This window comes from Streptomyces sp. AK02-01A (genome assembly GCF_033795305.1).
Classification (GTDB): Bacteria; Actinomycetota; Actinomycetes; order Streptomycetales; family Streptomycetaceae; genus Streptomyces.
Genome location: NZ_JARBAE010000014.1, coordinates 88963 through 115926, shown reverse-complemented (window position 1 = coordinate 115926; position 26964 = coordinate 88963). Strand labels below are relative to the sequence as shown.

The following is a 26964-nucleotide window of genomic DNA, read 5'->3' as shown; positions in this document are numbered from 1 at the left end:
TCATGATCATCTTTGGTACGAAGGGGTACCTCTACCAACTGGCGATATTGACGCTGGTGTGCGGTCAGTGCGGCAACCCTTCGGCGCACACGCTGAAGAAGCGCGTCACCAAGTTCACGCTGTTCTTCGTGCCGCTGTTCCCGTTCTCCACGAAGTACCTGACGCAGTGCACGTTCTGCGGCGCCGAGCAGCGGGTGAGCAAGGAACAGGCGGACCAGCTCCTGGCCCAGGCCGCCGGACAGCCGGCCGGGCCGGGTGGCGGCCAGGCGTACGGGCCGGGCCACGGCCGGCCGGAGCAGCGGAACCCGTACCAGCGCTGAGCGGTCCGGCACCGGCCCCGGCCCCGGCTCACTCGTTCCGCCGCACTCCGCACGGCCCAGCGAGGCGATGAAAGCGACTAACGGCACTTATCACCCATAAGGTGCCATAAGGTGATGGAACGGCCGATCGTTCCAGGAGTGCCTTGTCGCCTTGCCGCGCCCCCGGAGGAACAGTGCTGGTGGCCACCGCCGCCGCGCTGTCCTTCTCGCTGTCCGCGTGCGGCGATCCGAACGGGCTCAGGAGCGCGGGCCCGGCCCGGTCCGCCATCGGCCCCGAGCGTCTCTGGCCCGGCCTCTCCGCCGCCGCCGAGCCGCCGCCGGGCTTCGGCCGGAGCGATACGGCACGCGTCCCCGGCATCGCGCTCTCCCACAACAGCGTCCGCGTCCTGGATCCCGTCGCTGTCGTCCGGGCCGAGGCCGCCGCCGGACCGAAGGACGTGGCCGGCGCCGACGGGCTCTCGCGGGAGACCGTCGAACGGCTCGCGGACTGCGAGGAACGGCCTGGTGGAGCATCCGGACAACAGGCCGGTATCCCGTCCGGCAAGCAGTCCGGCGCGCGGCATCGGAAGCCTTCCGGAACACAGCCCCGGGAGCGATCGGAAGAGACGGCGGCCTGCCCGGTCCTGACGGCTTACCGCCATGATCTGACGGGCGACGGCCGGGACGAACTGATCGTGGGCATCAACATGCCCGGCCGGCGGCTCGCCGTCCGCTGCTACCGCGCCGAGAACGGCGGACTGACCCGCATCATGTCCACCTCGGACAAGGTCGTCGGAGCCGAGCTGGCGGGCCGGGATCTCATCCTGCGGGTGGTCTCGGCGGGCATCCCCGGATACGAGTACCGGACCGCCTGGTCCTGGGACGCCCGGCAGGGAGCGATGCTCCCGACCCGCGACGAGATCGTCCCCGGCAGAACACGGAACGGGACGCAGAAGTCGACGGCCGGTGCCTCATGAGGCCCCGGCTGCCGGCCTGGACGGCGACACTCACCTGGAAGGCCGCCGTCTTCATCACGGTGATGTGCTGCGCGCTGGCCGCCCTGCTCGGCGCGCTCGTGCATGTCGCGGTGACCCGCCAGACCGTGAACTCGGCGCGCGCCAAAGCACTGTCCCGGCTGGACCTGGTGACCCGGGACTACGAGGCGGGCCGGCCGCTCCCCCGTTTCGCCGGTATGGACACGCCCGGCCTGCCGGAGCCGCTGCGCGCGCTCGCCGCCGACGGCCGGCGCGGCACGATCGTCGCCGACCACGACGGCCGTACCACCATGTGGGCGGCCGGTCCCACCGACAGCGGCACGCTCGCGGCCCGCGTCGACTACACCCTCAGCCAGAGCACCATCACCAATCTGGACCGCTCCATCCTCGGTTCTTCCGTGCTCGCGATCGGCACCACCCTCCTGGTCGGCGCGTTCGCCGTCACGCGAGTCACCCGTCGGCTGCATCTCACCGCGCAGGTGGCCCGGCGCATCAGCGCGGGAGATCTCGACGCACGGGTCAACGACCCCCGTACAAAAGACCCTTCACGGCACCAGGACGAGGTGGCCACCGTCTCCGGCGCCCTGGACACCATGGCGTCCACGCTCCACGGCAAGCTGCTGAGCGAACAGCGTTTCACCGCCGATGTGGCCCATGAGCTGCGCACCCCGCTGACCGGTCTCTCCGCCGCCGCCGAGCTGCTGCCCGAGAGCAGGCCGACCGAGATGGTGCGGGACCGGGTACGGGCGATGCGGGCGCTGACCGAGGACCTGCTGGAGATCTCGCGGCTGGACGCCCGTACGGAGCTGGTCGATCTGGCCGTCCACGCGCTGGCGCCGCTGGCCGAGGGAGTGGTGCGGGCCTCGGGCACCGCGACGGAGGTACGGGTCGTCAGGGACGCCGCCGTGGAGACCGACCGGCGCCGGCTGGAGCGGGTGCTCGGCAATCTCGTCGCCAACGCCCACCGACACGGACGGCCGCCCGTCGTACTGACCGTGGACGGCCCGGCCGTGACCGTACGCGATCATGGCGACGGCTATCCGGCGTATCTGCTGGAGCACGGGCCGCAGCGGTTCCGCACCGAAGGCAGCGGCAAAGGACACGGGCTGGGACTGACCATCGCGGTCGGCCAGTCCGCCGCGATCGGAGCCGCGCTGGTGTTCGGCGACGCTCCGGAAGGCGGCGCTCTGGCGCGGCTGGCGCTCTCCGAGTACACGCCTCGGATGCCCGGCGAGGCCGGGTCCTCGTGAGCGAACGCGTGACTTTCCGGACCGTCGCCGCGAACCTCCGGGACCGTCGGCGCGAACCTTCCGGACCGTCGGCGCGGCGGATCGCGAAGTGATGCTGACGTGAGTTCGACATGCCTTACGTCTTTACATAAACGGACATAAGCCGCATCGTCTTGCTACGTTGCGGGACATGACCGCAACGACGGCGGGCGCTCCACCGCCCGCGCGCCCACGCGCCAAACGCCGGGGCGTCGAGCTCTCGCTTCTCGTCTGCGCCGTCCTCATCTCTGTCTTCGGCTATGTCAGCGTCGGCGTCGCCAAGCAGGACGCCGTACCGCAGGACGCGGGCGCCTATGGAGCCGGTCTGGGCATGCTCGCTCTGCTCGCGCACATCGCGGTCCGCCTCCGCGCGCCGTACGCGGACCCGCTGCTGCTTCCCATCGCGGTCCTGCTCAACGGACTCGGCCTGGTGCTGATCTACCGCCTCGACCTGGAGAGCACGGCCGAGCAGAGCGCGCCCACCCAGCTCGTCTGGTCCACGCTGGGCGTCGCGCTGTTCATCGCCGTCGTCGTGTTCCTGCGCGACCACCGCGTGCTCCAGCGCTACGCCTATCTCTCGGTCGCCACCGCGCTGGTGCTGATGATCGTGCCGATCTTCTATCCCGCCGTGAACGGCGCCAAGATCTGGATCAGGATCGACGGATTGTCCTTCCAGCCGGGCGAGTTCGCCAAGGTCCTGCTCGCCGTCTTCTTCGCCGCGTATCTCGCCGCCAACCGCAACGCGCTGGCCTACACCGGCCGGAAGATCTGGAAGCTCCAGTTGCCCGCCGGCCGGGTCCTCGGACCGATCGTCGCGATCTGGCTGCTGAGCGTCGTCGTCCTCGTCCTCGAACGAGACCTCGGCACCTCGCTCCTCTTCTTCGGGCTTTTCGTGATCCTGCTGTACGTGGCGACCGGCCGCACCGGCTGGATCGCCGTCGGACTGCTGCTCGCGGCGGTCGGTGCCTTCGCCGTCGGCTCGCTGGAACCACATGTCCACAGCAGGGTCAAGGACTGGCTCGATCCGTTCGCGACCATCGACGCGGGCCTCGGCCCCGGCCAGCTCGCACAGTCCCTCTTCGCGTTCGCCGCCGGAGGGCTGTCCGGCACGGGCCTCGGCCGCGGCCGGTCCATCCTGATCGGCTTCGCCGCCAAGTCGGACTTCATCCTCGCCACCGCGGGCGAGGAGCTGGGCCTGGTCGGTCTGGTCGCCATCCTGACGCTGTACGCGCTGCTCGTCTTCTGCGGCTACCGCGCGGGCCTCTCGCTGCTCGATCCCTTCGGGCAGTTGCTCGCCGTCGGCCTCGCCTCGATCCTCGCCCTCCAGGTCTTCGTCATCGGAGGCGGCGTGATGGGACTGATCCCGCTCACCGGCATGGCGATGCCGTTCCTGGCCCAGGGCGGTTCGTCCGTGATCACCAACTGGATCATCGTGGCGCTGCTCATCCGGGTCAGTGACTCGGCCCGCACTCCACGCCCGGACACCGCGGAGACCGGAGTCATCGCACCGGCGGTGCCGGACACGGACGATCCCCGCGACCGCTACGGCCCACGGGACGGATACGCCTCCCGCGACCGGCACGACCCGCGAAGCCGGCTTCGCGAGCGGCGGGGTCCGCGGAGCCCGCGGGACGGGGCCGTCGCACCGACCGGCGAGGACGACCGGTGATCCCTCATATCCGGCGGGCCGCCGCCTTCTGTCTGCTGCTGTTCGTCGCGCTGCTCGTCAACGCGGTCCGGATCCAGGTCTTCGAGGCGCCCGGCCTCGACGACAACCCGGCCAACCGCCGGGCCACCGTGACCCGTTTCTCGCAGCCGCGCGGCAATATCCTCGTCGGCGGCAGGGCGGTCACCGGCTCGAAGGACACCGGCCAGCAGTTGCGGTACGAACGCACCTACGCGCAGGGACCGCTGTACGCGTCCGTCACCGGCTACGCCTCCCAGACCTATGGCACGACGCTGATCGAGAACGCCGAGGAGGAGGTCCTCTCCGGTACCGACCCGATGCTGGCGCCGCTGCCCTTCTGGAACGACATCACGCGCAGCCGTCAGCCCGGCGGCGAGGTCGCCACCACCATCAGGGCGTCCGTGCAGCGGGCCGCGTACGACGGGCTCGCCGGGCGCCGGGGCGCGGTCGCGGCGATCGATCCCTCCAGCGGCAGGATCCTGGCGCTGGTCAGCAGCCCGTCGTACGATCCCGCACTGCTTTCGGGCACCGGCCCCGGCGCCGCCGCCGCCTGGTCCCGGCTGAACGGCGAGCGCGCGCAGCCGATGCTCAACCGGGCGATCCGGCAGACCTATCCGCCGGGCTCCGCCTTCAAGATCGTGACGGCCGCGGCGGCGCTGGAATCGCGTACGGTCACGGACGCCGACGCGCCGACCGGGATCGCCGAGCCGTATGTCCTGCCGGGGACGACCACCACGCTTCCCAATGAGACGACGGGATGCGACCGGGCGTCGCTGGCATACGCGATCAGGTGGTCCTGCAACACGGTGCTGGCCGGGCTCGGAGTGAAGGTCGGCCTGGCCGGCATGGTGGAGACGGCGGAGAAGTTCGGCTTCAACGACAGCGGCCTCAGGATCCCGTCCGGCGTCGCGGCGTCGCGTTTCGACACCACCATGCGCGATGACGAGCTGGCGCTGTCCTCGATCGGACAGCTCGACACCAGCGCGACTCCGCTCCAGATGGCGATGGTCGCCTCGGCGGTCGCCGCCGGCGGCGACCTCAGACATCCGTATCTGGTGGACCGGACCATGACCGCGGACGGCGACATCGTGTCCCGGACCGGCGATCGCGCCTATGAGCGGCCGATGAGTCCGGCGACGGCGCAGCAGCTCCGGCAGATGATGATTGACTCCGTCACGGACGGCACGGGCGCGAGCGCGGCCATCGAAGGCGCGACGGTCGGCGGGAAGACCGGGACGGCGCAGCACGGTGTCGGCAACTCCGGTACGCCGTACGCCTGGTTCATCGCCTGGGCGCAGGCGGACGACGCGCTGCGGCCGGCGGTCGCGGTGGCGGTGGTCGTCGAGGACACGGCGGCCGGCCGGCCGGACATCAGCGGCGGCGGCGACGCGGCGCCGATCGCGCGGGCCGTGATGGAGAAGGCGCTGGAAGACTAGGCCGTGTCTGACACATGGCGCAGTCCGCCCGGAGGGCGGGGCCCGCGACGTCTGGTGCGTGCGATCCCAAGGCGGAGGATCATCCGTGTACTGGACGTACTCGGATGACTCCGACAACGCGGTGAGCGTGCGTGCCAGGCGTCGCAGGCCAGGCGGGATGTGTCAGACAGGGCCCAGGGCCTCTCGTCCGGAACGTGCTGGGCTCGCGTGCCCCGGCACCGCGCCTCGCGATCCACGGCACCGGACCCCGCTCCCCGACCAGATCCAAACGAAAGACCCTAGGGTTCCAGCGGGACACGGTGGCGACGAGGCGGGGGCCGATGACGGAGAGGGTCGCTGAGGCGCTGGCACGGATCGAGCGGCTCGATCCGCGGTTGCGCGCCTTCATCGAGGTGTGGGACGAGGAAGCGCTGGAGCGGGCGCGCACGGTGGACCGGCGGCTGCCGCTCGCCGGGGTGCCGTTCGCGGTGAAAGGGCCGACCGGCATCCGCTCGTACGCGGCGGGCCGGCTGATCGCGGCGGGCGCGGTGCCGGTCGGTTCGACGGCGGTGCCTGGCGCCGGCACGTACTGGCAGACCTGGGGTCAGGGCCGACACGGCCGTACGGTCAATCCCTATCGCGCGGACCGCACGCCCGGAGGATCCTCGGCGGGCTCGGCGGTGGCGGTCGCGGCGGGCATGGTGCCGCTGGCGACCGGCAGCGACGGCGCCGGCTCGGTCCGAATCCCGGCGGCCTGGTGCGGAGTGTTCGGCCTGAAGACGACCAACGGGCTGCTGCCGTCGCCGGACCGTACGGGTCTGGCGTCGGCGGGCGTGCTGGCCCGGTCGGCGGCGGAGGCACGGTCCTATCTGCGGTGTGTGCTCGGCGCGTACGAGGCGGCGCCGGTGACGCTTCCGGTGCCCGCGGTCTTCTCCTGCGACCTGGGATTCGCCCGGCCGGACCCGGAGGTGGCCGCGGTCGTCCGGGCGGCGGTGGACCGGCTGGTGGCGGCCGGGATCGTACGACTGGTGTCACCACGGCGGCCGTTCGCGCTGCTCGATCCGCGCGAGGCGTGGCTGACGGTGCGCGGCGGCGGCGCGGAAGAGGCGCGGGCGAGCGCGGTACGGGCCGAGAACGACCGGCGGCTCGACGGCCTCTTCGGCGAGGCACCGCTGCTGCTCACACCGGTGACCCCGAACCGGCCGCATGGGCACGAAGGTCCCGGCGAGCTGTATTCCACGGCGCTGACCTGGGCCTTCAACCTGAGCGGACATCCAGCGGCGAGTGTCCCGGCCGGCTTTACGGCGGACGGCTGTCCGGTCGGGCTCCAGTTGGTGGCGGATCGTGGCGCGGACGCCTCACTTGTCGGCATCGCCCGGACCGCCGAACTGCGCGAGGCCACGGTGCGGTCCTGACAACAGCGCTCGCGCGACTGCCGTTTCCCGCGCGGCGCTTGGAGTCCCGAGAGATGGGTGGACACCCGGTCGGCTCGTCGCACGCGAGGGATTGACGCGCCTGCTGACGAGCAGGCTCATAAGAGCCGAGAGGTGATGCGGTCCGGCGCCGGGCGGCTCACGGACTTCCTCGACGACATCGGCGTACCGCGCGGAGCGGGACACGGGCGCCGGAAGTCGTCCGGGCCGCCGGCCTGAGCGGGCGGTGGCTTCCGGCCGGCGACCGCCGTCACCGAAGCCTTGTCTCTCCACGGCTTTCCGTGCGGGCACTGACAACCCGAGCCGCCGCCGGTCCGGTTACGCTGCCGATATGACCGCGCCCGTAACGCCCGCGTACCGACGGCTCAGCGTCGCAGAGCGCCGCACTCAACTCCTCGACGCCGCCCTCACGCTGTTCGCGCACCGGGCGCCCGAGGATGTCTCCCTGGACGATGTGGCGGCCGCCGCCGGTGTGTCCCGGCCGCTCGTCTACCGCTACTTCAAGGGCGGTAAGCAGGACTTGTACGAGGCCGCGCTGCGCTCCGCCGCCGACGAGCTGGAGTTGTGCTTCACGGAGCCGCCGACCGGGCCGCCCACCGAGCGGCTGAAGCGAGTGCTCGAACGCTATCTGGCCTTCGTCGATCAGCACGACGCCGGATTCAGCGCGCTGCTCCAGGGCGGCAGCGTCTGCGAGACCTCCCGGACGACCGCGATCGTCGACGAGGTCCGGCGCGCGGCGGCCGAACAGATCCTGCTGCACCTGGGAGCGGACCGGCCGGGATCGCGGCTGCGCATGCTGGTACGCACCTGGATCGCGGCCGTCGAGTCGGCGTCGCTCATATGGCTGGACGAAGGCAAACAGCCACCCGCCGATGAGCTGCGCGACTGGCTGGTCGACCAGCTCATCGCGCTGCTCGCGGCGACGGCGGCCACGGACGAGGAGACCTCGTCGGCCGTCGGCGCGCTGGTGGCGCGCGAGAGACCGGACGGACCGGTCGGCACACTGGCCCGCCGGGTGATCCCTGTCGTCAGCCAGGCCGCGCACCTGCTCTAGCCTGCTCTAGGCCCTGTCTGACAAATCCCGCCGTCGGGCCGCCGTCCTGGAACCGTCACATCCGCGGGCGCGGCAGCCGGTGTTCGCGCGCGCTTCTGGCATTGCGGACCTGCGCCGTCCTGGTCGACCCGCAGAAGGAACACGCGCCGCGCCGCACGTCGGACAGCCGGCCGAAGTGGTCGTAGACGAATGTGTCCGTCACCGCGCCGCCGCAGCGCGGCGCGCAGCACGCGGCGCCGGCGACCCGCGTGCCCTGGCCCGGACCGTTCAGCGTGGAGGCCCCGCAGTTCAGGCAGGGAAACGGATGGAAACCGTCCGCGTTCTCCACATGGGCGACGGCTTCGGGGTGCTGGCAACGAGGACAGATCCAGGCCATGTCAACCCAATCGGTCGGTGCTGACGACTGGTGGAGTATGCGCCGCCGCGCCTCGGTGTTGAGCTGATCCGGCCACTCATCACCCGTGAGAAGTAACCGCGGTACGCGACGGACGGAGCCGTGGACCCGGCGGTCGTGTCTCTCCATCACTTAGGGTGAACGCCATGGACACCCCCTTTGTCGGCGGGCCGCTGGACGGGCGCGTCCTGCCCGTACTGACCGGGCCGACCGGACATCCGCCCAAGTGGTACGAGATTCCCGTACCGGACGCGGACGGCGGGCCGCCCACCGTGCACACCTACCGGCGCGCGCCGGCCGGCTACACCAAGCGGCTCGGCCTCCAGCGCGGCTGGAAGTACGAATACGTCGCCGAGGGCCGCGAGCCACGCACGCTGAAGTGGCCCTGGTCAAAGCCGGGCGGCGGCGCGCGGTGACTCTGCCGGAGACCGGCGGGCCACGCCGGACCGCGGACAGGTCCCCGGCCCGGGTGACACTGCTGCGCCGAACCGCCCAATGGTGAGCTAGTAACACCATATGTCGCCACATCATCACCTAGGACTGGACTGTCCATCCTGCAACCGGAGGTGATGACGTGTCAGGCAGAGTGCTGCGATCGGCCTGTACGGCGGCGCTGGCGACCACGACGGTCCTCGCGGCGATTCCGTTCGCCGCGCATGCCGCCGCGAAGCCCCGCGACGACACGGCGCCCAGCGCATCGGCGTCCGCCGGCCCGGGGACCGGCGAGAGCGGTCCCGGCCGACCGGGTTCCGGCAAGAGCGGTGCCACGAAGAACGGTCCCGGCAAGGCGTTCGGTCCCGTCACCCGGCCCGGCACCGTCGCCGAGATGCTGTCCCAGCTCCAGCGGCTCTACCGGCAGGCCGAGGAGGCCACCGAGGCGTACAACGCGACCGAGGCGGAGCTGCTCCGGCTGCGCACCGAGAGCGAGAAGCTGAGCGCCCGCCTGGCCAAGGCGCGCACCGCGCTGGCGCGCAGCCGAGGCGATGTCGGCCGGCTCGCGCGCCAGCAGTACCAAGGGCAGTCCGACCTCTCCCGCTATCTCCGGCTGCTGCTCGCGCACAATCCGCAACAGGCCATGGACGAACGGCACCTGCTGGATCGCGCGGCGCGCGGCAGGACGGCGACGGTGGCCCGGCTGACGGACAGCGAGAAGCGTGCCGACGCGCTGGCCTCGGCGTCCCGCAAGTCCCTCGACAAGCAGCAGGGACTCGCCGAGAAGCAGAAGAAGCAGCGCGACGCGGTCAGGGACCGGCTCCAGCAGGTCGAGAGACTGCTCGCCTCTCTCAGCAGCGAACAGATCGCCGCGGTGACCCGGCTGGAGAAGGCCGGTGCGGAGAAGGCGCAGCGCGAGCTGGTCACCTCCGGCGCGCTCGGCGGCGCGGCGGAGAAGGCCGACGGACTGACGGCGGGTCAGAGCACGCTGGCGCCCTCGGCGGTGGGCAACACGGCGCTGAGATACGCCGCCGCGCAGATCGGCAAACCGTACGAATGGGGCGCGGAGGGGCCCGACTCCTTCGACTGCTCCGGGCTGACCTCACAGGCCTGGGCACGCGCCGGTGTGGCCATCCCGCGCACCAGCCAGGAGCAGTGGCGCGAGCTTCCCAGAGTCTCTCTCGACGAGCTCCGCCCCGGCGACCTGGTGATCTACTTCCCGAAGGCCACGCATGTCGCGATCTATCTGGGCGACGGAATGGTGATCCAGGCGCCACGGCCCGGTGCCCATGTCAAGGTCTCGCCGCTCGCGGCGAACCCGCTGCTCGGCGCCGTACGGCCGGACCCTGGATGGGCCTCCATGGCGCCGGCCGTGTACGAGCCGCCGAAGCTGCCCGAAGGCGCGCTGGACGGCTCCGACACCGGCTACGCCCAGGAGGCGGGTCCGGGAGGCCGAAGGGACTGAACGCCGAGGAGAGCGCCACGGCAGGTGGCCCGGCGCGGGCCGGACCACCTCGGGCGGAACCTCAGGCAGAGACCTCCGCCAGATACGCGTTCGTCTTGTCGGGCTCGTAGAAGAAGTTCTCGAAGTCGGCCGGGTTGTCGAAGCCGTTCGCGAACCGGTCGGCGACCGGCTGGAGCTGGCCCGCCGCGCCGATCAGATTGAGCACATGCTCCGGCGGGACACCCAGCATGGCGTTCGTCCACTTGGTGACGTGCTGCGCGGTGTGCCAGTAGCGGTCGAACGCCGACCGCATCCACGCCTCGTCGAACGGCCGGTCGCCGTGCGACACGATGGAGTCCAGATAGGAAGCGGCGCACTTGGCGGCCGAGTTGGAGCCCTGTCCGGTGATCGGGTCGTTGGCGACGACGACATCGGCGACACCGAGGACAAGACCGCCGCCCGGCAGCCGGCCGACCGGATTGCGCACGGTCGGCGCGTACCGGCCCGACAGCGTGCCGTTGGCGTCCGTCAGCTCGACCTTTGTGGCGCGCGCGTACTCCCAGGGAGTGAATCGTTCCATCAGCTCCAGCGTGAGCGAGAGATGCTCGGCCGGGTCCTTGACGCCCTGGAAGACATCGAGCGGTCCGCCGGGCACGCCTTCCCAGAAGAGGATGTCCGCGCGGCCGGAGAGGGTGTAAGTCGGCATCACGAACAGCTCGCCGACGCCCGGCACCAGATTGCAGCGGACCGCGTCGTACTCCGGGTGCTCCGGGCGCGGGCCCAGACCGTGGACGTACGCGACGGCGAGCGCGCGCTGCGGTTTGTCGTACGGCGAGCGCGACGCGTCGCGGCCGAACATCGAGACCAGTTCGCCCTTGCCCGCCGAGACCAGGACCAGGTCGTAGGTACGGGAGAAGAAGTCCAGGTCGGAGACCGCCGCGCCATGGATGACCAACTGCCCGCCGCGCTGGGCGAAGGTCTCCATCCAGCCGGCCATCTTGACCCGCTGGTCGACGGACTGGGCGAAGCCGTCCAGCTTGCCGACCCAGTCGATGGCCCGGGTCGAGTCCGGAGCCGCGACCGACACGCCGAGGCCCTCGATCTTCGGTGCCTGTGACTCCCAGAAATTGAGCTGGAGATCACGCTCGTGCTGGAGCGCCGTGTGGAACATGCACTGTGTGGACATGACCCGGCCGGCCCGGATCTCGTCCGCCGTCCGGTTGGACATCAGCGTGACCTCGTATCCCTCGGACTGGAGGCCGAGGGCGAGCTGAAGTCCGGACTGGCCGGCTCCGACAATGAGTATCTTCCGCATGGCGGGTTCTCCGATTGCGTTACATGGTGCGAGTGACGAGTGGCACGTGCCTTGTGGTGGGGGGCTGGGTGCCGGGCGGCGAAGGAGTGGGGCGCCGGCCGCTATTCGGGAGAGGCGTCGAGCGCGTGGCGCACCAGCGCGAGCAGCGACTCGACGACCGTGATCCGGTTGCGCGCGTCCATGATCAGCACGGGGACGTGCGGCGGGATCGTCAGCGCCTCCCGTACATCCGCCGGATCGAACGCCGGTGAGCCGTCGAAGTGGTTGACCGCGACGACATACGGCAGTCCACAGCTCTCGAAGTAGTCGAGCGCCGGAAAGCAGTCGGACAGCCGGCGGGTGTCGGCCAGCACGACGGCGCCGATCGCGCCGCGCACCAGGTCGTCCCACATGAACCAGAAGCGCTTCTGGCCCGGCGTGCCGAAGACATACAGCACGAGGTCGTCGTCGAGAGTGATGCGGCCGTAGTCCATCGCCACGGTCGTGGTGAGCTTGTCGGGCGTCGCGCTGAGATCGTCGGTCGCCGCGCTCGCCTGCGTCATCAGCGCCTCGGTCTGCAGCGGAGGGATCTCGGAGACCGCTCCGACAAAGGTCGTCTTGCCGACGCCGAAGCCGCCCGCGACCACGATCTTGGTGGCGATCGGCGCGCGGGTACGGTCCAACTGCCAGGCCCGGAGACCCTCTTCGGGTTCGTCGGCGGCCGGCGCGGCGGTGACGCCGAAGAAGCCGGTGACGTCAGAGACGGCGGAGTCCACTCAGCACCCTTTCCAGCAGTGCGTGGTCGGGATGGCCGGTGCCGTGCCCGGTCCCGTACACACGGATCTTTCCCTGGTCGGCCAGGTCGCTCAGAAGCACCCGGACCACTCCCAGCGGCATCTTGAGGAGCGCCGAGATCTCGGCGACCGTACGCATGCGCCGGCACAGCTCGACGATGGCGCGCATCTCCGGCATGACGCGGGACGAGGCCCCGCCGTCCGTCAGTTCCTTGCGTTCGTCGGCCGGTTCGAGCGCGGCGACGAATGTCTCGACGAGCAGGACATGCCCGAAGCGGGTCCGGCCGCCGGTGAGCGAGTAGGGCCGGACGCGGGCCGGTCTGCGGTCCGCTCCTCGTACCGGCAGCCTGCGGTGGGGATCAGCGGATGGCGTCATCGGGCGCTCTCCATCGATTTGCGGAGCTCGTCGCGTAGTTCGGGAGTCAGCACATGCCCGGCACGGCCGACGAAGAGCGCCATGTGGTACGCGACGACGCTCATGTCGCAGTCCGGTGTGGCATGCACGCCGAGCAGTGAGCCGTCACTGATCGCCATGACGAAGACGCTGCCCTCCTCCATGGCGACCATGGTCTGTTTGACCCCGCCGCCGTCCATCAGCTTCGCCGCCCCGACCGTGAGGCTGCCGATACCCGACACGATGGTGGCCAGATCGGCGCTGGAGCCGCGCGGGCCCTGCTTGCGCTCGGTGGTCGTGGCCGCCTCCGCGTTCTGCCCCGGATCCGAGGAGAGCAGCAGGAGTCCGTCGGACGAGACAACGGCGACCGAATGAACTCCTGGCACCTCCTCGACGAGGTTGCTCAACAGCCAATGCAGGTTACGGGCTTCGCTGCTCAGTCCGAATGTGCCTGTCGCAGTCAACTGCGTGCCTCCTCGACTGTCTCCCCCGTCTCTTCGGTGTGTTCCTCGGCGTGCGCCTCGGGTTCTATCCGCTCCGTGAACTCGGCCTCGACATCACGACGGCCTTCCTTCGCACCCTGGTGGAAGCCGCCGAGCCGGCGGCGAAGCGCGTCCGCGTCGACACTGCCGCCTCGCCCGACGGGCGCGGAAGCAGGCTGGACGATCTTGGGAGACCGCTTGGGCAGTCCCTTGTCGGTGATACGTACCCGCCCGGGAGCGGTGGACTCATCCGGGTCCGGCTCCGCCTCCGCGGGCAGGGGCCCGGCGGGCGGGGTCGCGGCGGCCTGTCTGGGCAGCCGCATCGTGTAGGTGTCCTGGTCGGTGCCGGAGTCCTCCGGAGCGCCGTCACGGACACGTTCATGGGAGTCGGGGCCTATGGCGTACGGGCCGGGCCGGGTGACCTCCGGCACGGCGACGGCCGCGGCCTCGGCCGACGCGCTCGGTACGGCCTCGGTGCGGGCGGCCGGTACGGCCTCGGCCTCGCTCACCGGCTCGCTCCCGGCGGCGGCTTCGGTGCCGGCCCGGGAGTCGGTGCCGGTGCCCGCGTGGGAATCGGTGCCGGTGCCCGCGTGGGAATCGGTCCGCTCCGCCTCCGACTTGCGGATCGCCGCCTCCGCCGCGGCCACCAGCGGATCGGCGCCGGGACGGCCTGGCAGGGAATTGGAGTTGGCCTCCGCCGCCGACCCCGGCATATTGAGCGCCGGAGCGGACCCGGCGGCCTGTGCCTGATGCGGTGCCGCGACCGGCGGTGAGGTCGGAAGCAGTGCCTCCGGCAGTACGACGACCGCGGCCACACCGCCCTGCTGATGCTTACGCAGCTCGACCTTCACGCTGTGCCGGGCCGCGAGCAGCGCCGCGACGCGCAGCCCGAGGCCCTCGCCCTCCGCGTCGCCTCCGTACACCTTCCGCGCCGTGAGGCCGTCGCCATTGCGGCGGCTCTCCCGGTCCTCCGGATCGGCGAGGCGGGCGTTCAGATCGGCGATCCGCTCCTCGGACATCCCGATGCCCTGGTCCTCCACCGAGAGCATCACCTCGCCGCTCTCCAGCAGCCAGCCGGAGAGCTGGACTTCGGCGTCCGGCGGCGAGAAGGATGTGGCGTTCTCCAGCAGTTCCGCCACGAGGTGGCTGAGGTCGTCCGCGGCGAAACCGGCCACCTGGGCGTGCGGCGGCAGGGACTGGATCGTGATCCGCTCGTACCGCTCGATCTCGCTGACGGCCGCGCGCAGGACGTCCACGAGCGGGACGGGCCCGGTGGAACCGTGGCCGTGTTCATGGCCGGCGAGCACCAGCAGGTTCTCGCTGTGCCGGCGCATGACCGTGGCCATGTGGTCAAGCTTGAAGAGCGTGTCGAGCCGCTCCGGGTCCTGCTCGCGCTCCTCAAGGTTCTCGATGACGCCGAGCTGGCGCTCCACCAGGCCCAGCGTGCGCAGCGAGAGGTTCACAAAGGTGTGGTGCACGGTCTGGCGCAGCGACTGGAGCTGAGCGGTGATCTCGGCCGTACGCTCCTGGAGCTCCGCGCGCTGCGCGACGACCTTCTCGCGCGCGCCGATCAGGTCGGTGCGGTCGCTGTCCAGCTCGCCGGTGCGGTTGGTGAGGTCGAGCAGCTTGCCGTGCAGCGTGTTGAGGGACCGTACGACCTGCGCGAACTCGTCGTTGCGGCCGGTGAACCGGACCGGCTCCTCGGTCTCGGGCGCGGCGGCGAGCCGGGCCGCGCCGATCCGCAGGACGGCGAGCGGCCTGGTGAGCGTGCGCGCGACGGCCGTGGACACGCCGACGGCGATCAGCAGACAGCCGCCGAGCAGCGCGATACGCAGCTCAAGGCCGGTGACATCGTCGTCGCGGAGCTGTTCAAGACGCGCCACCTGGCTGGAGCCGAGGCCCGACTCGACGCCGCGCATCTGCTCGATCCGCGCGGAGAGCGCGGACTCGACCTTCTCCTGGTCGGCGTCGCGGTCCGCGTCGGAGAGTTCGGGCCGGTCGGTGAGCCGGGTCAGATATCCCTCGGCCGTCTTGACGTCCGGGCCGGTGACGGTCGTCGTGAGCGACTCCCGCGCCCGTGTGCCGGCGGTCTGGTCGAAGTCGGCGAGCGCGGCGAGCTCACGGACCCGCGACTGCTGCGCGCCGGCGCTGAGGTCGTCGCGAAGCTGGGTGTTCTTCTTGCTGTCCGAACCGGCCTCGGGCTCCACGAGCAGGCCGGTGATCGGGTCGTACTGCGGAGCGGCGTCGACATCGCCGGGCACGGCCAGCGCGGCGAGCAGCAGGCCACGGGTGGCCGACGCCTGCTCGACCGCGCGGCCGAGAGCGGCGGGCGCGCGGGTGCCGTCCGCGGCCTCCGGCGGTGTCTTCTCCGCGAGCTCGTCGGCGAGGGCCTGGAGCTTGGCGATGACCTCGGAGTACGCGCGGTACGCGTCGAGCGCCGAACCCTTGCCGGTGAGGGCCGTACGACGGATGGACGGCACGGTGGAGAGATCGCGCAGCAGGCCCGGAGAGGCGGACGCGGCGGCGCGGATCTCGTCGATCTGGCGGTCGACGCGAGTGCTGCGGCTGCCGGAGATCCGGTGTTTGCCCTTGCCCTTGTCCTTGCCGCCCGAGTCACCCGTACCGGCCGAGTCGCCGGAGCCTGTCGCGTCCTGCTCCTCGCGGCCCGCCGCGATGGAGACGATGACCTCGTCGCGTTCGTCCGCGAGGGAGTGCGCGAGGGTCACGGCCTGCTGGTTGAGCTCGGCCAGGGTGACCAGACGCTGGGCGTCGGTCAGCTCGTCCGACGCGGCGAGCACGGCGGGAGCGCCTGCCGCGACGACGGTGATGCCCACCAGGGCGACCCCGACGACCAGCCGGCTGCGTACCCGCACTCGGCGTCCTTCCTGGGCCTTGGTGGCCCCGGTCGCTCCGGTCGTTTCCGTGGATCCGGCCGTTCCGCCGGTTCGCCGGTTCTGGGGGTCACCCGGAGATTCGCCGCGCATGACGCCGTTGCCCCGAGGCCGCTTCTTCTGCACCGGTGCTCGCATTCTTGACTCGTCCGCCCATGAAGCAGAGGTGACGACCGGTCACAACGGGAACCCCCACCTCTGGCACGGCTTCTGACCATTCCAGCGCTTTTGAGAGGGGGGCGCGCATCGGCCGCTCCGCCACCTGAACGAGTGAACATCACGGAGGAGTTGGCGAACAACTCTGCCCAGCACGGGCCCTACCGGAACCTGTCGCGCCGGGTGGACCTTCCGCGCGGGCTTTGGCAGGATGCGCGCCCGCAGCTCCGGGGACCTGTCCGTTCCGGCCGAATGACAGCCGCTGACCAGGCGGTACGGCCCCGCCGACCGGACGTGCAGAGCTGGTGAAGGAGTCATGCGGTTGGCTGCCGGAGTCAGGCAGACTGGGTCGATGCGCATCGAACTCGCCACCGCCCACGGCGCCGCCGCACGACCCAATGAGGACTGGACAACCGTGGCCCTGCCCGCCTCCGGCGAGGGTGGCACGCTGGTCATCCTGGACGGAGTGACACCGCCGGCCGGGGACGACGGTTGTGTGCATGGCGTGCCCTGGTTCACCGCGCGGCTCGGCGGCGCGCTGGCTGAACTGTCCGGTTCGCGGCGGGATATGACACTGGCAGAGATCCTTTCGGCGTCGATCCTCCGTACGGCGGACTCTCACCGCGAAACATGTGACCTTTCTCACGTTCGTACACCTCAGGCAACGGTCGTGCTGGTGCGCTGGGGCGCGGACGCGGTCGAGCATCTCGTGCTCTCCGATTCGACACTGCTGATCGAGTCGCCGGACGGTGACGTACAGGCGGTGCTGGACGACCGGCTGGACCGGGTCCCGCGCGAGGCGCTCCGCTCGGTCGCCTCCGCGGACGCGCTGCGCAACGCGGAGAACGGCTTCTTCACGGCGGCGGCGGATCCGTCGGTCGCGGCGCGGGCGGTGACCGGCGGTACGCCGTCCACGCGGGTCCGTGCCCTGCTGGCCCTCACGGACGGCGCGGCCCGCTGGGTGGAGGTGTTCCGGGAGGGCACCTGGACGGACTGTCTGGCGCTGGTGCGCAAGAGCGGCCCGCAGGAGCTGATCGACCGCGTCCGGGCGGCCGAGTCGGCGGATCCGGACGGGCTGGCGTTCCGCCGGGGCAAGCCGAGTGACGACGCGACGGTGGCGTACGTGGAGCTGTGAGCCCGGGCGGCGCGAGCGGGTCTGCGCGCCGGGCTCCCGTACCGGCCGTCGCGCGTCAGCTCTCCGCGCGGGCGTTGAGCGCGTCAGCTCTCCGCGCGGGCGTTGAGCGCGTCAGCTCTCCGCGCGGGCGTTGAGATGGTGCAGCAGGCGGGCCAGTTCCGCGATCTCACCGCGGTCCCAGTCGGCCAGCTTCTGTACGTACATCTCGCGGCGTGCGTCCCGGACGCGCCGGAAGCGGGCCCGGCCCTCGGCGGTGATGCGGATGAGCGAGGCGCGTCCGTCGGCCGGATCGGGCTCGCGGGTGACCAGTCCCAGTTGCTCCAGCGCGCGAAGCTGCCGGCTCATCGTCGCCTTGCCGACCCCGAAGTAGCCGGCCAGCTCGGTGGCGCGCTGGCAGCCGGTCTCCTCCAGCCGTACGAGCAGTCCGTACGCCGCGGGCTCCAGCTCCGGGTGCACTTCGCGAGCCATCTCGCCGGAGTTGGACCGGGCCCGGCGCAGAAAGACGGCCAGCTCTCGCTCCAGCGCCAGGAATTCAAGGTCCACAGCACTGCCGCCGGCGGGGTCCGGTCCGCTTGCCGCACCGCTTCCGTGCACATCAGAACCCATCGCGCGCTTTTCCGATCCTGAAAGTTTCTTTTACCGACGGCCGTTGCCGCAGCTCGGCCAGTATTTCGCAGGTTTATATCAATGGCAGCAGCGTGGCACCCTTCCGCCACAGGGGTCTACGTGCGTAGCGTCATCATTGGCATGTCCATTCCATCGCATGCCGTGCTCCCCCCACCGAGGTCTTCGGAGGCACGCAATGCCCGTGCACAGATCCGGAACAACCGGCCGCCCGTTCGCCACCGCGGCCGGCGCACTCCTCGCGACTCTCGCACTCCTCCTCACCGTCCCGGGCGCCGCGAGCGCCGCGGGCACGCCCCGGGACCGACCGGCGGCCACCGCGGCCGGCACATCCGCGCGAGGCTCGGCCCATATGGGCATGGGCGTTGTGGCGCACGACGGCCAGGGCGGCCGGCCCCGTGGCGACCGCGCCGTCCAGACGGAAGGCGTGGACGTCGCCGGCTACCAGGGAAACGTCGACTGGGCCTCCCTGTGGAGCACCGGCGTGCGGTGGGCCTACGCCAAGGCCACCGAGGGCGATTACTACAAGAACCCGTCCTTCGCGCAGCAGTACAACGGCTCGTACAACGCCGGCATGATCCGCGGCGCGTACCACTTCGGCACTCCCAACGACTCAAGCGGCGCCGGCCAGGCCAACTACTTCGTGGACGGCGGCGGCGGCTGGTCGCGTGACGGCAGGACCCTGCCGGGCGTGCTCGACATCGAATGGAACCCGTACGGCGAGGCGTGCTACGGCAAGTCACCGAGCCAGATGGTCGCGTGGATCCGCGACTTCCTGACCACGTACAAGTCCCGGACCGGCCGCGACGCCGTGATCTACACGGCCACGAGCTGGTGGGCCGACTGCACGGGCGACTACGCCGGCTTCGGCGCGACGAACCCGCTCTGGATCGCCCGCTACAACACGACGGTCGGCGAACTCCCGGCCGGCTGGGGCGTCCAGACGATGTGGCAGTACACCTCGACGGGCCCGATCGTCGGCGACCACGACCGGTTCAACGGCGCGCTGGACCGCGTACAGGCGCTGGCGTACGGCTGACAGCCCGGCGCCGCGCGGCCCCGGCCGGAACGAAGGACCGGCCGGGGCCGCGCGGTGACGTGCCCGGTGGCGGTGCCCGTCCCGGAGGCCGGGCCCGGGTCCCGGCGAGGAGTTGACTGACTTACCGTGTGGAGCGGCAGGGCCGGGACATCGGCAGCAGCGCGGGAGGAATCATGAGCGCCGGCGAATGGGTCAGCACCTCGATGCCGTATCTGACTCCTCGGAGCGACGGGCAGCGCGACGCCTGGGGCGCCGAACTGTCCGCGCGCGGGCGGCGGGGCGGCCAGCGGATCGTCCACGCGGGAGAGGTCCCCGCACCGGCGGAGGTGGCCGAGCTGCTCGGAGTCGGCGAGGGCGACGCCGTCATCGTGCGGAGGCGGGTGATGTACCTCGAAGAGGCGGCCGGCGAGTTGACCGACACCTACTATCCCGCGTCCATCGCACGCGGCACCCGTCTCGCCGCGACGGCGAAGATCCCGGGCGGAGCCGTCACGCTGCTCGCCGGGCTGGGACACGTGGGCGTACGGGTCCGGGAGGACGTCACCGCTCGTATGCCCAGCGAGGAGGAGCGGGAGGCACTGCGCACCGGACCGGACGAACCGGTCCTGCGACTGACGCGTGTCACCTTCGACAGCGAGGACCGGCCGCTCCAGGTCGACATGATGACCATGCCGGGGCATCTTCAGCGGCTGCGCTACGAGCTCAGGATCGGATGACGACGCGCGGGCCCGAGGAGAACGCGCACGACCGCCGCGTCCGGCTCTTCCGTACCACGCGGCACGGCCCGCGTCCGGCGGTTGTCTGCCGGACGCGGGCCGCTGAGGCGTCTTCCGTCACGCCGCCGAGGCGACCAGTACCTCCGCCGGAGACAGCGCGATCTCCAGCACCTGGCGGACATCCGTCACCGGGTGGACCTCCAGCTTGTCGAGGATCTCGGCCGGGACGTCGTCCAGGTCGGCCTCGTTCCGCTTCGGGATCACGACCGTCGTGATGCCGGCCCGGTGAGCGGCCAGCAGCTTCTGCTTCAGGCCGCCGATGGGCAGGACCCGGCCGGTCAGCGAGACCTCACCGGTCATGGCGACGTCCGTACGGACCAGCCGGCCGCTCAGCAGCGAGGCGAGAGCCGTCGTCATCGTGATACCGGCGCTCGGACCGTCCTTCGGTACCGCGCCCGCCGGGAAGTGGATGTGCACACCCCGGTCCTTCAGATCGGCCACCGGCAGCTCCAGCTCGGCTCCGCGCGAGCGGAGGAAGGAGAGCGCGATCTGCGCCGACTCCTTCATGACGTCACCGAGCTGTCCGGTCAGGGTCAGACCCGAGCCGCCGGTCTCCGGGTCGGCCAGCGACGCCTCGACGAAGAGCACGTCACCGCCGGCGCCCGTGACCGCGAGGCCCGTGGCCACACCCGGCACCGCCGTGCGGCGCTCGGCCGGGTCCTGGGCGGACTCGGGCACATGGTGCGGACGCCCGATCAGCTTCCGCAGGTGCTCGGCGCCCAGGACGAACGGCAGCTCCCGCTCGCCCAGTTCATGCTCGGCCGCGACCTTGCGGAGCAGCCTGGCGATGGCGCGCTCCAGGTTTCGTACGCCCGCCTCACGGGTGTACTCGCCGGCCAGCTTGCGCAGCGCGTCGTCCTCCAGCGTGACCTCGCCGGTCTCCAGTCCCGCGCGCTCAAGCTGCCTGGGCAGCAGGTGGTCTCTGGCGATGACGACCTTCTCGTCCTCCGTGTAGCCGTCGAGCCTGACCAGCTCCATACGGTCGAGCAGCGCCTCCGGGATGGCCTCCAGGACGTTCGCCGTCGCCAGGAACACCACGTCGGACAGGTCGAGTTCGACCTCCAGGTAGTGGTCGCGGAAGGTGTGGTTCTGCGCCGGGTCCAGGACTTCGAGCAGGGCCGCGGCCGGGTCGCCGCGGAAGTCGGAGCCGACCTTGTCGATCTCGTCGAGCAGGACGACCGGGTTCATCGAACCGGCCTCCTTGATCGCCCGGACGATACGGCCCGGCAGCGCGCCGACGTATGTACGCCGGTGGCCGCGGATCTCCGCCTCGTCCCGGACACCACCGAGCGCGACGCGGACGAACTTCCGGCCCATGGAGTGCGCGACGCTCTCACCGAGCGAGGTCTTGCCGACACCGGGAGGACCGACCAGGGCCAGCACGGCGCCGCCGCGACGGCCGCCGACCACACCGAGGCCGCGGTCCGCGCGCCGCTTGCGCACGGCCAGGTACTCGGTGATCCGTTCCTTCACGTCCTCCAGGCCCGCGTGCTCGGCGTCGAGGACGGACTTGGCGCCGCGGATGTCGTACTTGTCCTCGGTCCGCTCGTTCCAGGGCAGTTCGAGCACGGTGTCCAGCCAGGTGCGGATCCAGGAACCCTCCGGGCTCTGGTCGGACGAGCGCTCCAGCTTCTCGACCTCCTTGAGCGCGGCTTCCCGCACCTTCTCCGGGAGATCGGCGGCCTCGACGCGGGTCCGGTAGTCGCCGGACTCGTCCTCGTCGCCCCCGCCGTTGATCTCACGCAGTTCCTTGCGTACGGCTTCGAGCTGGCGCCGCAGCAGGAATTCGCGCTGCTGCTTGTCGACGCCCTCCTGGACGTCCTTGGCGATGGACTCGGCGACATCCTGCTCCGCGAGGTGTTCACGGAGCTGCTCGGTGGCGAGCTTGAGCCGGGCCACCGGGTCGGTGGTCTCCAGCAGCTCGACCTTCTGAGCGGTGGTGAGGAAAGGTGAGTAACCGGAATTGTCGGCGAGCGCGGACACGTCGTCGATCTGCTGGACGCGGTCCACGACCTGCCAGGCACCGCGCTTCTTCAGCCAGTCGGTGGCCAGAGCCTTGTATTCCTTGATCAGGTCCGTCACGGAGCCCGGCAGCGGGTCCGGAGCGATCTCCTCGACACTGAGGCCCTCGACCCAGAGCGCCGCGCCGGGCCCTGTCGTACCGGCGCCGATCCGCACGCGGCCACGGCCCCGGATCAGTGCGCCGGGGTCGCCGTCGGAGAGCCGGCCGACCTGCTCGACGGTGCCCAGCACACCGGTCCCGGCGTACGTCCCGTCGATGCGCGGCACGAGCAGCACCTTGGGCTTGCCCCCGCCTCCTTCGGAACGGGCGGCCGCCTGCGCGGCCTCGACGGCGGCACGGACCTCGGTGTCGGAAAGGTCCAGCGGCACCACCATTCCGGGCAGCACGACCTCGTCGTCGAGCGGCAGCACGGGAAGCGTGAGCGATGTGGACGTGAGAGCCATGATCTCCCCTTCGGCAGTCAAGTTGAGCTATGCCCACTCAATGCTTGTGAGCCTCTGCTTGTTCCCCCGGGATTGTTCGCCCTGAGCGATCACCGCGCGGGTGTCCTGTGAGGGTGAACCTTGCGAAGTCCGGTTCAACCTTGCGAGCGACCTTGCGCAGTCCGGAGTGACCTTGCGAGGGCAGTCCCGTTAAGTCGGCGTGGAACAGAAACTGCAAGCTGTACCTGGTGGGGTAGCCGGGCCTCCTGCCGAAGGCTTTGAGGTCGTGTACGTCGATGCGGACGGGTCAGAGACGAGACGTCCACTGACGGATGCGTGGGCGGTCCGCTTCGAGTCCGTGATGCCCGTACGCGGGTTCCACTCGTACAAGGGGCAACGGCACCTGCCGGGCCTGTGGTGGTCATCGACGGTCAGCGGGCACATCGGCTATGAGTCCTGGCTCGAACGCGATCATGTAATGCTGCTCGACTTCGATCCGTCGGTGACAGGGCTTTCGTCCCAGCCGTTCTGGTTGTTCTGGACCGCCGAGAACGGCAAGGCAATCTCGCACGCCCCAGACTACTTCGCCCGGCGCCAGGACGGTTCGGCGATCGTGATCGACTGCCGCCCGGCAGATCGGCGCGAGCCGCGCGACCGGATGAAGTTCGAGGCGACGCAGAGAGCCTGCGACCTTCTCGGGTGGGAATTCCGGCTGGGCGGCGCCCCCGACCCGACCCGTGTCGGAAACGTGCGGTGGCTAGCGGGCTACCGGCACCCCCGGCACCATATCGAGCCGGTCGCCGCCATGCTCCGGAGAGCGTTCGCCGAGCCGCGGCCGCTGCTGGACGGTGCGGGCCAAGCCGGGGACCCGGTCGCCGTGCTGCCGGTGCTCTTCCACCTGTTGTGGCAGCACGAACTATCCGTGGATCTGTCAGTCCCGCTACACGCCGACGCGCTCGTGTCACCGGAGGTGCTGTGAAGCCGAAGAGCAACCCCTCCTTGTTGCGAACCGGTGACTGGGTCAGCTTTGACGACGGCGACCATCAAGTGGTGGCCCTGACCGGGACCTCGGTGCGGCTCCGCTCAACGGACGGGACCGAAATGGTGGTCCTGGCCTCCTACTTGATGGCCTCTCCGGGCTTCGCGGTCACCGGCACGGATCCGCTGCCCGCGCTCGATCCGGTCGGCCTGCTGAGCACCGTTCCCGCTCCAGCGCTGTCCTCGGCCCGGGAGTGGGAACGGCACGTGGTAGAAGTCGAGACGGGCCTGCCTCCGGACGCCGCGCCTGGAACAACTCCACGTCCGGAATACGACCTGGCCACCCGTTCACTTGCTGAGCGAGAAGCCGCCAAAGCGGTGGAGCTCAAGGTGGGCATCCGCACCGTTCAAGGGCGACGCTACGCCTATGCCCGGCAGGGTCTTTGGGGGTTGGTGGACCAGCGCACGGCACGCCTTGCGGACACGACCGGCCGGGCGGATGCCCGGCTGGTCGCGGCCGTCGAAGAAGTCGTCGCCGAACAGACCACCGCGTCCACCGGCACGCGGTCACGGCTGATCCGGCGTGTGATCAAACGCGTTGAGGAGACATACGGCCCGGGGATGGTTCCGATCCCCAGCCGCAGCACCCTTTACAAGCTCGTGGACCGGCTCTCCTCGGGGCGGCACACGTTCGGCTCGGCGATCACTCGGCGGCAGACCGCGAACCGGCCGCAGAAGACCTTCACGCCGACCTTCGCCGCCCGGCCCGGCGAACAAGTCCAGGTTGATTCCACACCGTTGGACGTGATGGTGGTGCTCGACTCGGGGCAAACGGCTCGCGCTGACCTGACGATCGCGGTCGACGTCGCGACGCGCACCATCTGCGCCGCGGTGCTCCGGCCGGTGGGCACCAAGGCGGTGGACGCATCACTGCTGCTGGCCAAGATGCTCGTTCCCGAGCCGATGCGGCCGGGCTGGGCCGCATCGCTGCGGATGTCCTCGTCCCGGATTCCGCACCAGCGGCTGCTGAACGTGGACGCACGCATGCACCAGTCCGCCGCGAAGCCGGTGATCGTGCCAGACATGATCGTCATCGACGGCGGGAAGGTGTTCCTCTCCGACACCTTCACCCGAGCCTGCGACCGGCTGGGGATCTCCGTCCAACGCGCCCGGCCCCGCACTCCCACCGACAAGGCGATCGTCGAGGCCACCTTCTCCGCGATCAACACGCTGTTCTGCCAACATCTCGCCGGCTACACAGGCCGGAACGTCTCCCGCCGGGGCGAACGCGTCGAGGACCATGCCGTCTGGGCCATTCCCGAACTCCAGGAACTGCTGGACGAGTGGGTCGTGGCCGGCTGGCAGGCCCGTCCCCACGACGCTCTCCGCGACCCCTACCGCCCCAAGAAGGCGATGTCGCCAAACGACAAGTACACCTCCCTGGTCGCCGCCTGTGGCTATCTGCCGCTGGTGCTGCGCGGTGAGGATTACCTGGAACTGCTGCCGGTGGCCTGGCGGGCGATCAACGACTACGGCATCCGGATCAGCTACCGCACCTACGACAGCCCGGACCTCGGCCCCTTGCGGCGCCAGCACTCCGGACACAATGCCAAGCGAGGGCTCTGGGAAGTCCACTACGACCCTTACGACCTCTCCCAGGTGTTCGTACGCACTCCCCGTGGCTGGGTCACCGTCCCCTGGATGCACCTCCCGCTGGTCAACGCCCCTTTCGCGGACTTCACCTGGCAGCACGCACGACGTCTTGCCACCGAGGCCGGCCTGGACGACACCAACGAGGCCGCGGTGGCCCGGGTCCTAGACGCACTCCTGACCCGCGCCGAGCACGGCCCTGACACCCGCACCACGAAGGTGGCCGACCGCACACGCGCCGGAGCCGCCTCGCACCGGCCTCCCTCACCTCGCGCCGCCCCGGAACCAGCCCCACCCGACCCAAGCACCGAACCGGCCGAGGTGATCCCGTTTGGTGTCTTCGACGCCCATGCAGAAGCCGAAAGGTGGCTATGACCAAGCGCTCCCGCACCTCCTTCGTCCCGCAGCAGGCCACGGGGCAGGAGCTGCCGCCGGACAGCCCACTGACAACGAAGGAGGGATGGCGCCGCTTCGTCGAGCATGAGCAGTCCCCGCCTCCGCTGCTGACCGCGGCCCGGCAAGCCGCCCCTTCCCGGAAAGAGAAGCTGCATGACGACGAACTACGCCGGAACTACCACGCCGACCTGCCGCTGGTGAACACCCCGACCATCAGGAAAGTCATCGCCACATCACGGCTGCTGATTCAACTCAACCGCCAGCAGATCTCCGCCCGCCGGGGCATCATCATCAGCGGCTCCTCAGGCACCGGGAAGACCACCGCCCTCTCCCAGCTCGGACGGGCCCACGAGATCGCCGTCCGCAAACGCCACCCGCGCGACCGCTCCCGGCTCCCGGTCCTCTACGTCACCGTCCCGCCGGCCGCCACGCCGAAGATGCTCGCCATGGAGTTCGCCCGCTTCTTCGGCCTGGACTTCCCCACCCGTTTCAACATCGCCGATGTCGTTAACGCGGTCTGCGCCACCGCCGCACACGTCCACGTCGATCTCGTGCTGGTCGACGAGCTGCACAACCTGAACCTGGCCACTCGCACTGGCGCCGAAGCCTCCGACCAGCTGAAGTACTTCGCCGAAAGACTTCCCGCCACCTTCGCCTACGCAGGCATCGACGTCGAAGACCGGGGACTGTTCGCCGGGACCCGAGGCCGCCAGATCGCCGGACGGTTCACCGTCATCCCCACCGCCCCGTTCCCCTACGCGCCCGGAGCAGACCAGGACGCCTGGCGTTCTCTCGTCGACACCCTGGAGTCCATGCTCCGGCTGCACCACCACCAGTCCGGAACACTCACGGGCCTGAGCAAGTACCTCTACCACCGCTCTGGCGGCATGATCGGCAGCCTCTCACAACTCGTCCGAGGCGCCGCCGTGCTCGCCATCGAGTACGGCACGGAACGCATCACAGAAGACCTCCTGGAGGAGGTCCTGGTCGACTATGCCGCCGAACGCTCCCAGGCCATCACAGCCCCGGGAAAACCGCGCTCCCGCCGGAGGCGCATCGCCTGATGCTCCTCCCCCGCCTGCCCGACCCCGTCGCGCCCGCACAGCACGAGATCGCCGCCTCCTACATCGGCCGTCTGGCCCGGCTCCACGGCCTCGACGTCAATGCCCTCTGGCGGTGCGTCACCGAACGCGAAGCCTCCGGCGGCATGCGCCGCCTCGTCGTCCCCGAACGCCTCGCCGCCATCACCGGCCGGACCGTCCACGCCCTCGCCGGAGCTCTGCCCGAACTACGCACCCCGCAGCCCGACTGGGCCATGTTCCGCCACCAGCCACAACCCGGCTGCCACCACTGCGACGCCAAACACCTTGGCGGCGAGGTCATCAGGATCCTGCCGCACCACCGCTACGTCTGTACCCGACACCGGCTATGGCTCTGCCCATCCGACGCCGACGGACACACGACGCCTCTCGATACCCTCCCCGAAATC

At 70.5% G+C, this 26964-nt stretch carries 23 protein-coding genes and 1 pseudogene; 16 read left to right on the top strand and 8 right to left on the bottom strand.

Annotated features, from left to right (window positions below; all coding sequences use genetic code 11):
* The first annotated feature begins 2 nt into the window (after nt 1-2).
* From PV679_RS16075 to PV679_RS16045, 8 genes and pseudogenes are all read left to right on the top strand, one after another.
* A complete protein-coding gene (locus PV679_RS16075) occupies nt 3-320 on the top strand; it encodes a zinc-ribbon domain-containing protein (RefSeq protein ID WP_319680914.1) in 318 nt (105 codons plus the stop codon).
* A gap of 179 nt (nt 321-499) precedes the next feature.
* Nucleotides 500-1276, top strand: coding sequence for a hypothetical protein (locus PV679_RS16070; protein WP_319680913.1), 777 nt, complete (start codon nt 500-502; stop codon nt 1274-1276).
* Complete coding sequence (locus PV679_RS16065) at nt 1273-2544, top strand: histidine kinase dimerization/phospho-acceptor domain-containing protein (RefSeq protein ID WP_319680912.1); 1272 nt, start codon at nt 1273-1275, stop codon at nt 2542-2544. Before PV679_RS16070 ends, PV679_RS16065 begins: the two co-directional genes overlap by 4 nt.
* 169 nt (nt 2545-2713) lie before the next feature.
* Nucleotides 2714-4231 (top strand): FtsW/RodA/SpoVE family cell cycle protein, encoded by a 1518-nt coding sequence (locus PV679_RS16060; protein WP_319680911.1) that lies wholly within the window; start codon nt 2714-2716, stop codon nt 4229-4231.
* Nucleotides 4228-5685 (top strand): penicillin-binding transpeptidase domain-containing protein, encoded by a 1458-nt coding sequence (locus tag PV679_RS16055; RefSeq protein ID WP_319680910.1) that lies wholly within the window; start codon nt 4228-4230, stop codon nt 5683-5685. The genes PV679_RS16060 and PV679_RS16055 overlap by 4 nt, the downstream gene beginning before the upstream one ends.
* 320 nt (nt 5686-6005) lie before the next feature.
* Complete coding sequence (locus tag PV679_RS16050) at nt 6006-7079, top strand: amidase family protein (protein ID WP_319680909.1); 1074 nt, start codon at nt 6006-6008, stop codon at nt 7077-7079.
* 126 nt (nt 7080-7205) lie between these two features.
* A pseudogene (locus PV679_RS36195) lies at nt 7206-7316 on the top strand (diiron oxygenase); the annotation flags it as partial.
* Nucleotides 7317-7428: 112 nt separating this feature from the next.
* Nucleotides 7429-8151, top strand: a complete 723-nt coding sequence (locus PV679_RS16045) for a TetR/AcrR family transcriptional regulator (protein ID WP_319680908.1) — start codon at nt 7429-7431, stop codon at nt 8149-8151.
* A 55-nt stretch (nt 8152-8206) separates the two neighbouring features.
* On the opposite strand, the gene PV679_RS16040 is transcribed toward PV679_RS16045, so the two are convergent.
* Nucleotides 8207-8527 carry a hypothetical protein gene (locus PV679_RS16040; protein ID WP_319680907.1) on the bottom strand — a complete coding sequence of 107 codons (321 nt, stop codon included), beginning with the start codon at nt 8525-8527 and terminating at the stop codon, nt 8207-8209.
* A gap of 164 nt (nt 8528-8691) precedes the next feature.
* Here PV679_RS16040 and PV679_RS16035 point away from each other — a divergent pair, with 164 nt between their 5' ends.
* Entirely contained in the window at nt 8692-8961 is a 270-nt protein-coding gene (locus tag PV679_RS16035; RefSeq protein ID WP_416069731.1) for a hypothetical protein, read from the top strand.
* Nucleotides 8962-9119: 158 nt separating this feature from the next.
* Nucleotides 9120-10442, top strand: a complete 1323-nt coding sequence (locus PV679_RS16030) for an NlpC/P60 family protein (RefSeq protein WP_319680905.1) — start codon at nt 9120-9122, stop codon at nt 10440-10442.
* A 61-nt stretch (nt 10443-10503) separates the two neighbouring features.
* Here PV679_RS16030 and PV679_RS16025 read toward each other — a convergent pair whose 3' ends face one another.
* The 5 genes from PV679_RS16025 to PV679_RS16005 form a co-directional block, all read right to left on the bottom strand.
* Entirely contained in the window at nt 10504-11736 is a 1233-nt protein-coding gene (locus tag PV679_RS16025; RefSeq protein WP_319680904.1) for a styrene monooxygenase/indole monooxygenase family protein, read from the bottom strand.
* A 101-nt stretch (nt 11737-11837) separates the two neighbouring features.
* Nucleotides 11838-12491: an ATP/GTP-binding protein gene (locus PV679_RS16020; RefSeq protein WP_319680903.1), complete on the bottom strand. Its 654-nt coding sequence runs from the start codon at nt 12489-12491 to the stop codon at nt 11838-11840.
* On the bottom strand, nt 12472-12885 hold the full coding sequence (locus PV679_RS16015) for a DUF742 domain-containing protein (RefSeq protein WP_319680902.1): 414 nt from the start codon (nt 12883-12885) through the stop codon (nt 12472-12474). The genes PV679_RS16020 and PV679_RS16015 overlap by 20 nt, the downstream gene beginning before the upstream one ends.
* Nucleotides 12882-13367, bottom strand: a complete 486-nt coding sequence (locus PV679_RS16010) for a roadblock/LC7 domain-containing protein (RefSeq protein ID WP_319680901.1) — start codon at nt 13365-13367, stop codon at nt 12882-12884. Before PV679_RS16010 ends, PV679_RS16015 begins: the two co-directional genes overlap by 4 nt.
* Entirely contained in the window at nt 13364-16402 is a 3039-nt protein-coding gene (locus tag PV679_RS16005) for a nitrate- and nitrite sensing domain-containing protein (protein ID WP_416069734.1), read from the bottom strand. Before PV679_RS16005 ends, PV679_RS16010 begins: the two co-directional genes overlap by 4 nt.
* Nucleotides 16403-16784: 382 nt before the next feature.
* On the opposite strand from PV679_RS16005, the gene PV679_RS16000 reads away from it, so the two are divergent.
* Nucleotides 16785-17567 (top strand): protein phosphatase 2C domain-containing protein, encoded by a 783-nt coding sequence (locus PV679_RS16000; protein WP_319680899.1) that lies wholly within the window; start codon nt 16785-16787, stop codon nt 17565-17567.
* Between the two features lie 111 nt (nt 17568-17678).
* Here PV679_RS16000 and PV679_RS15995 read toward each other — a convergent pair whose 3' ends face one another.
* Nucleotides 17679-18161 (bottom strand): MarR family winged helix-turn-helix transcriptional regulator, encoded by a 483-nt coding sequence (locus PV679_RS15995; RefSeq protein ID WP_319680965.1) that lies wholly within the window; start codon nt 18159-18161, stop codon nt 17679-17681.
* 208 nt (nt 18162-18369) lie between these two features.
* Between PV679_RS15995 and PV679_RS15990 the strand changes: the two genes are divergently transcribed.
* Nucleotides 18370-19230, top strand: a complete 861-nt coding sequence (locus PV679_RS15990) for a lysozyme (protein ID WP_319680898.1) — start codon at nt 18370-18372, stop codon at nt 19228-19230.
* A 173-nt stretch (nt 19231-19403) separates the two neighbouring features.
* Complete coding sequence (locus PV679_RS15985) at nt 19404-19946, top strand: UTRA domain-containing protein (protein WP_319680897.1); 543 nt, start codon at nt 19404-19406, stop codon at nt 19944-19946.
* Nucleotides 19947-20063: 117 nt separating this feature from the next.
* On the opposite strand, the gene lon is transcribed toward PV679_RS15985, so the two are convergent.
* Entirely contained in the window at nt 20064-22472 is a 2409-nt protein-coding gene (lon, locus tag PV679_RS15980; protein ID WP_319680896.1) for an endopeptidase La, read from the bottom strand.
* Between the two features lie 199 nt (nt 22473-22671).
* Between lon and PV679_RS15975 the strand changes: the two genes are divergently transcribed.
* The 3 genes from PV679_RS15975 (at nt 22672) to PV679_RS15965 (ending at nt 26539) form a co-directional block, all read left to right on the top strand.
* Nucleotides 22672-23430, top strand: a complete 759-nt coding sequence (locus tag PV679_RS15975) for a TnsA-like heteromeric transposase endonuclease subunit (protein WP_319680895.1) — start codon at nt 22672-22674, stop codon at nt 23428-23430.
* A gap of 122 nt (nt 23431-23552) precedes the next feature.
* On the top strand, nt 23553-25454 hold the full coding sequence (locus tag PV679_RS15970) for a Mu transposase C-terminal domain-containing protein (RefSeq protein WP_319680964.1): 1902 nt from the start codon (nt 23553-23555) through the stop codon (nt 25452-25454).
* Complete coding sequence (locus PV679_RS15965) at nt 25451-26539, top strand: ATP-binding protein (protein WP_319680894.1); 1089 nt, start codon at nt 25451-25453, stop codon at nt 26537-26539. The genes PV679_RS15970 and PV679_RS15965 overlap by 4 nt, the downstream gene beginning before the upstream one ends.
* Nucleotides 26540-26964 lie beyond the last annotated feature (425 nt).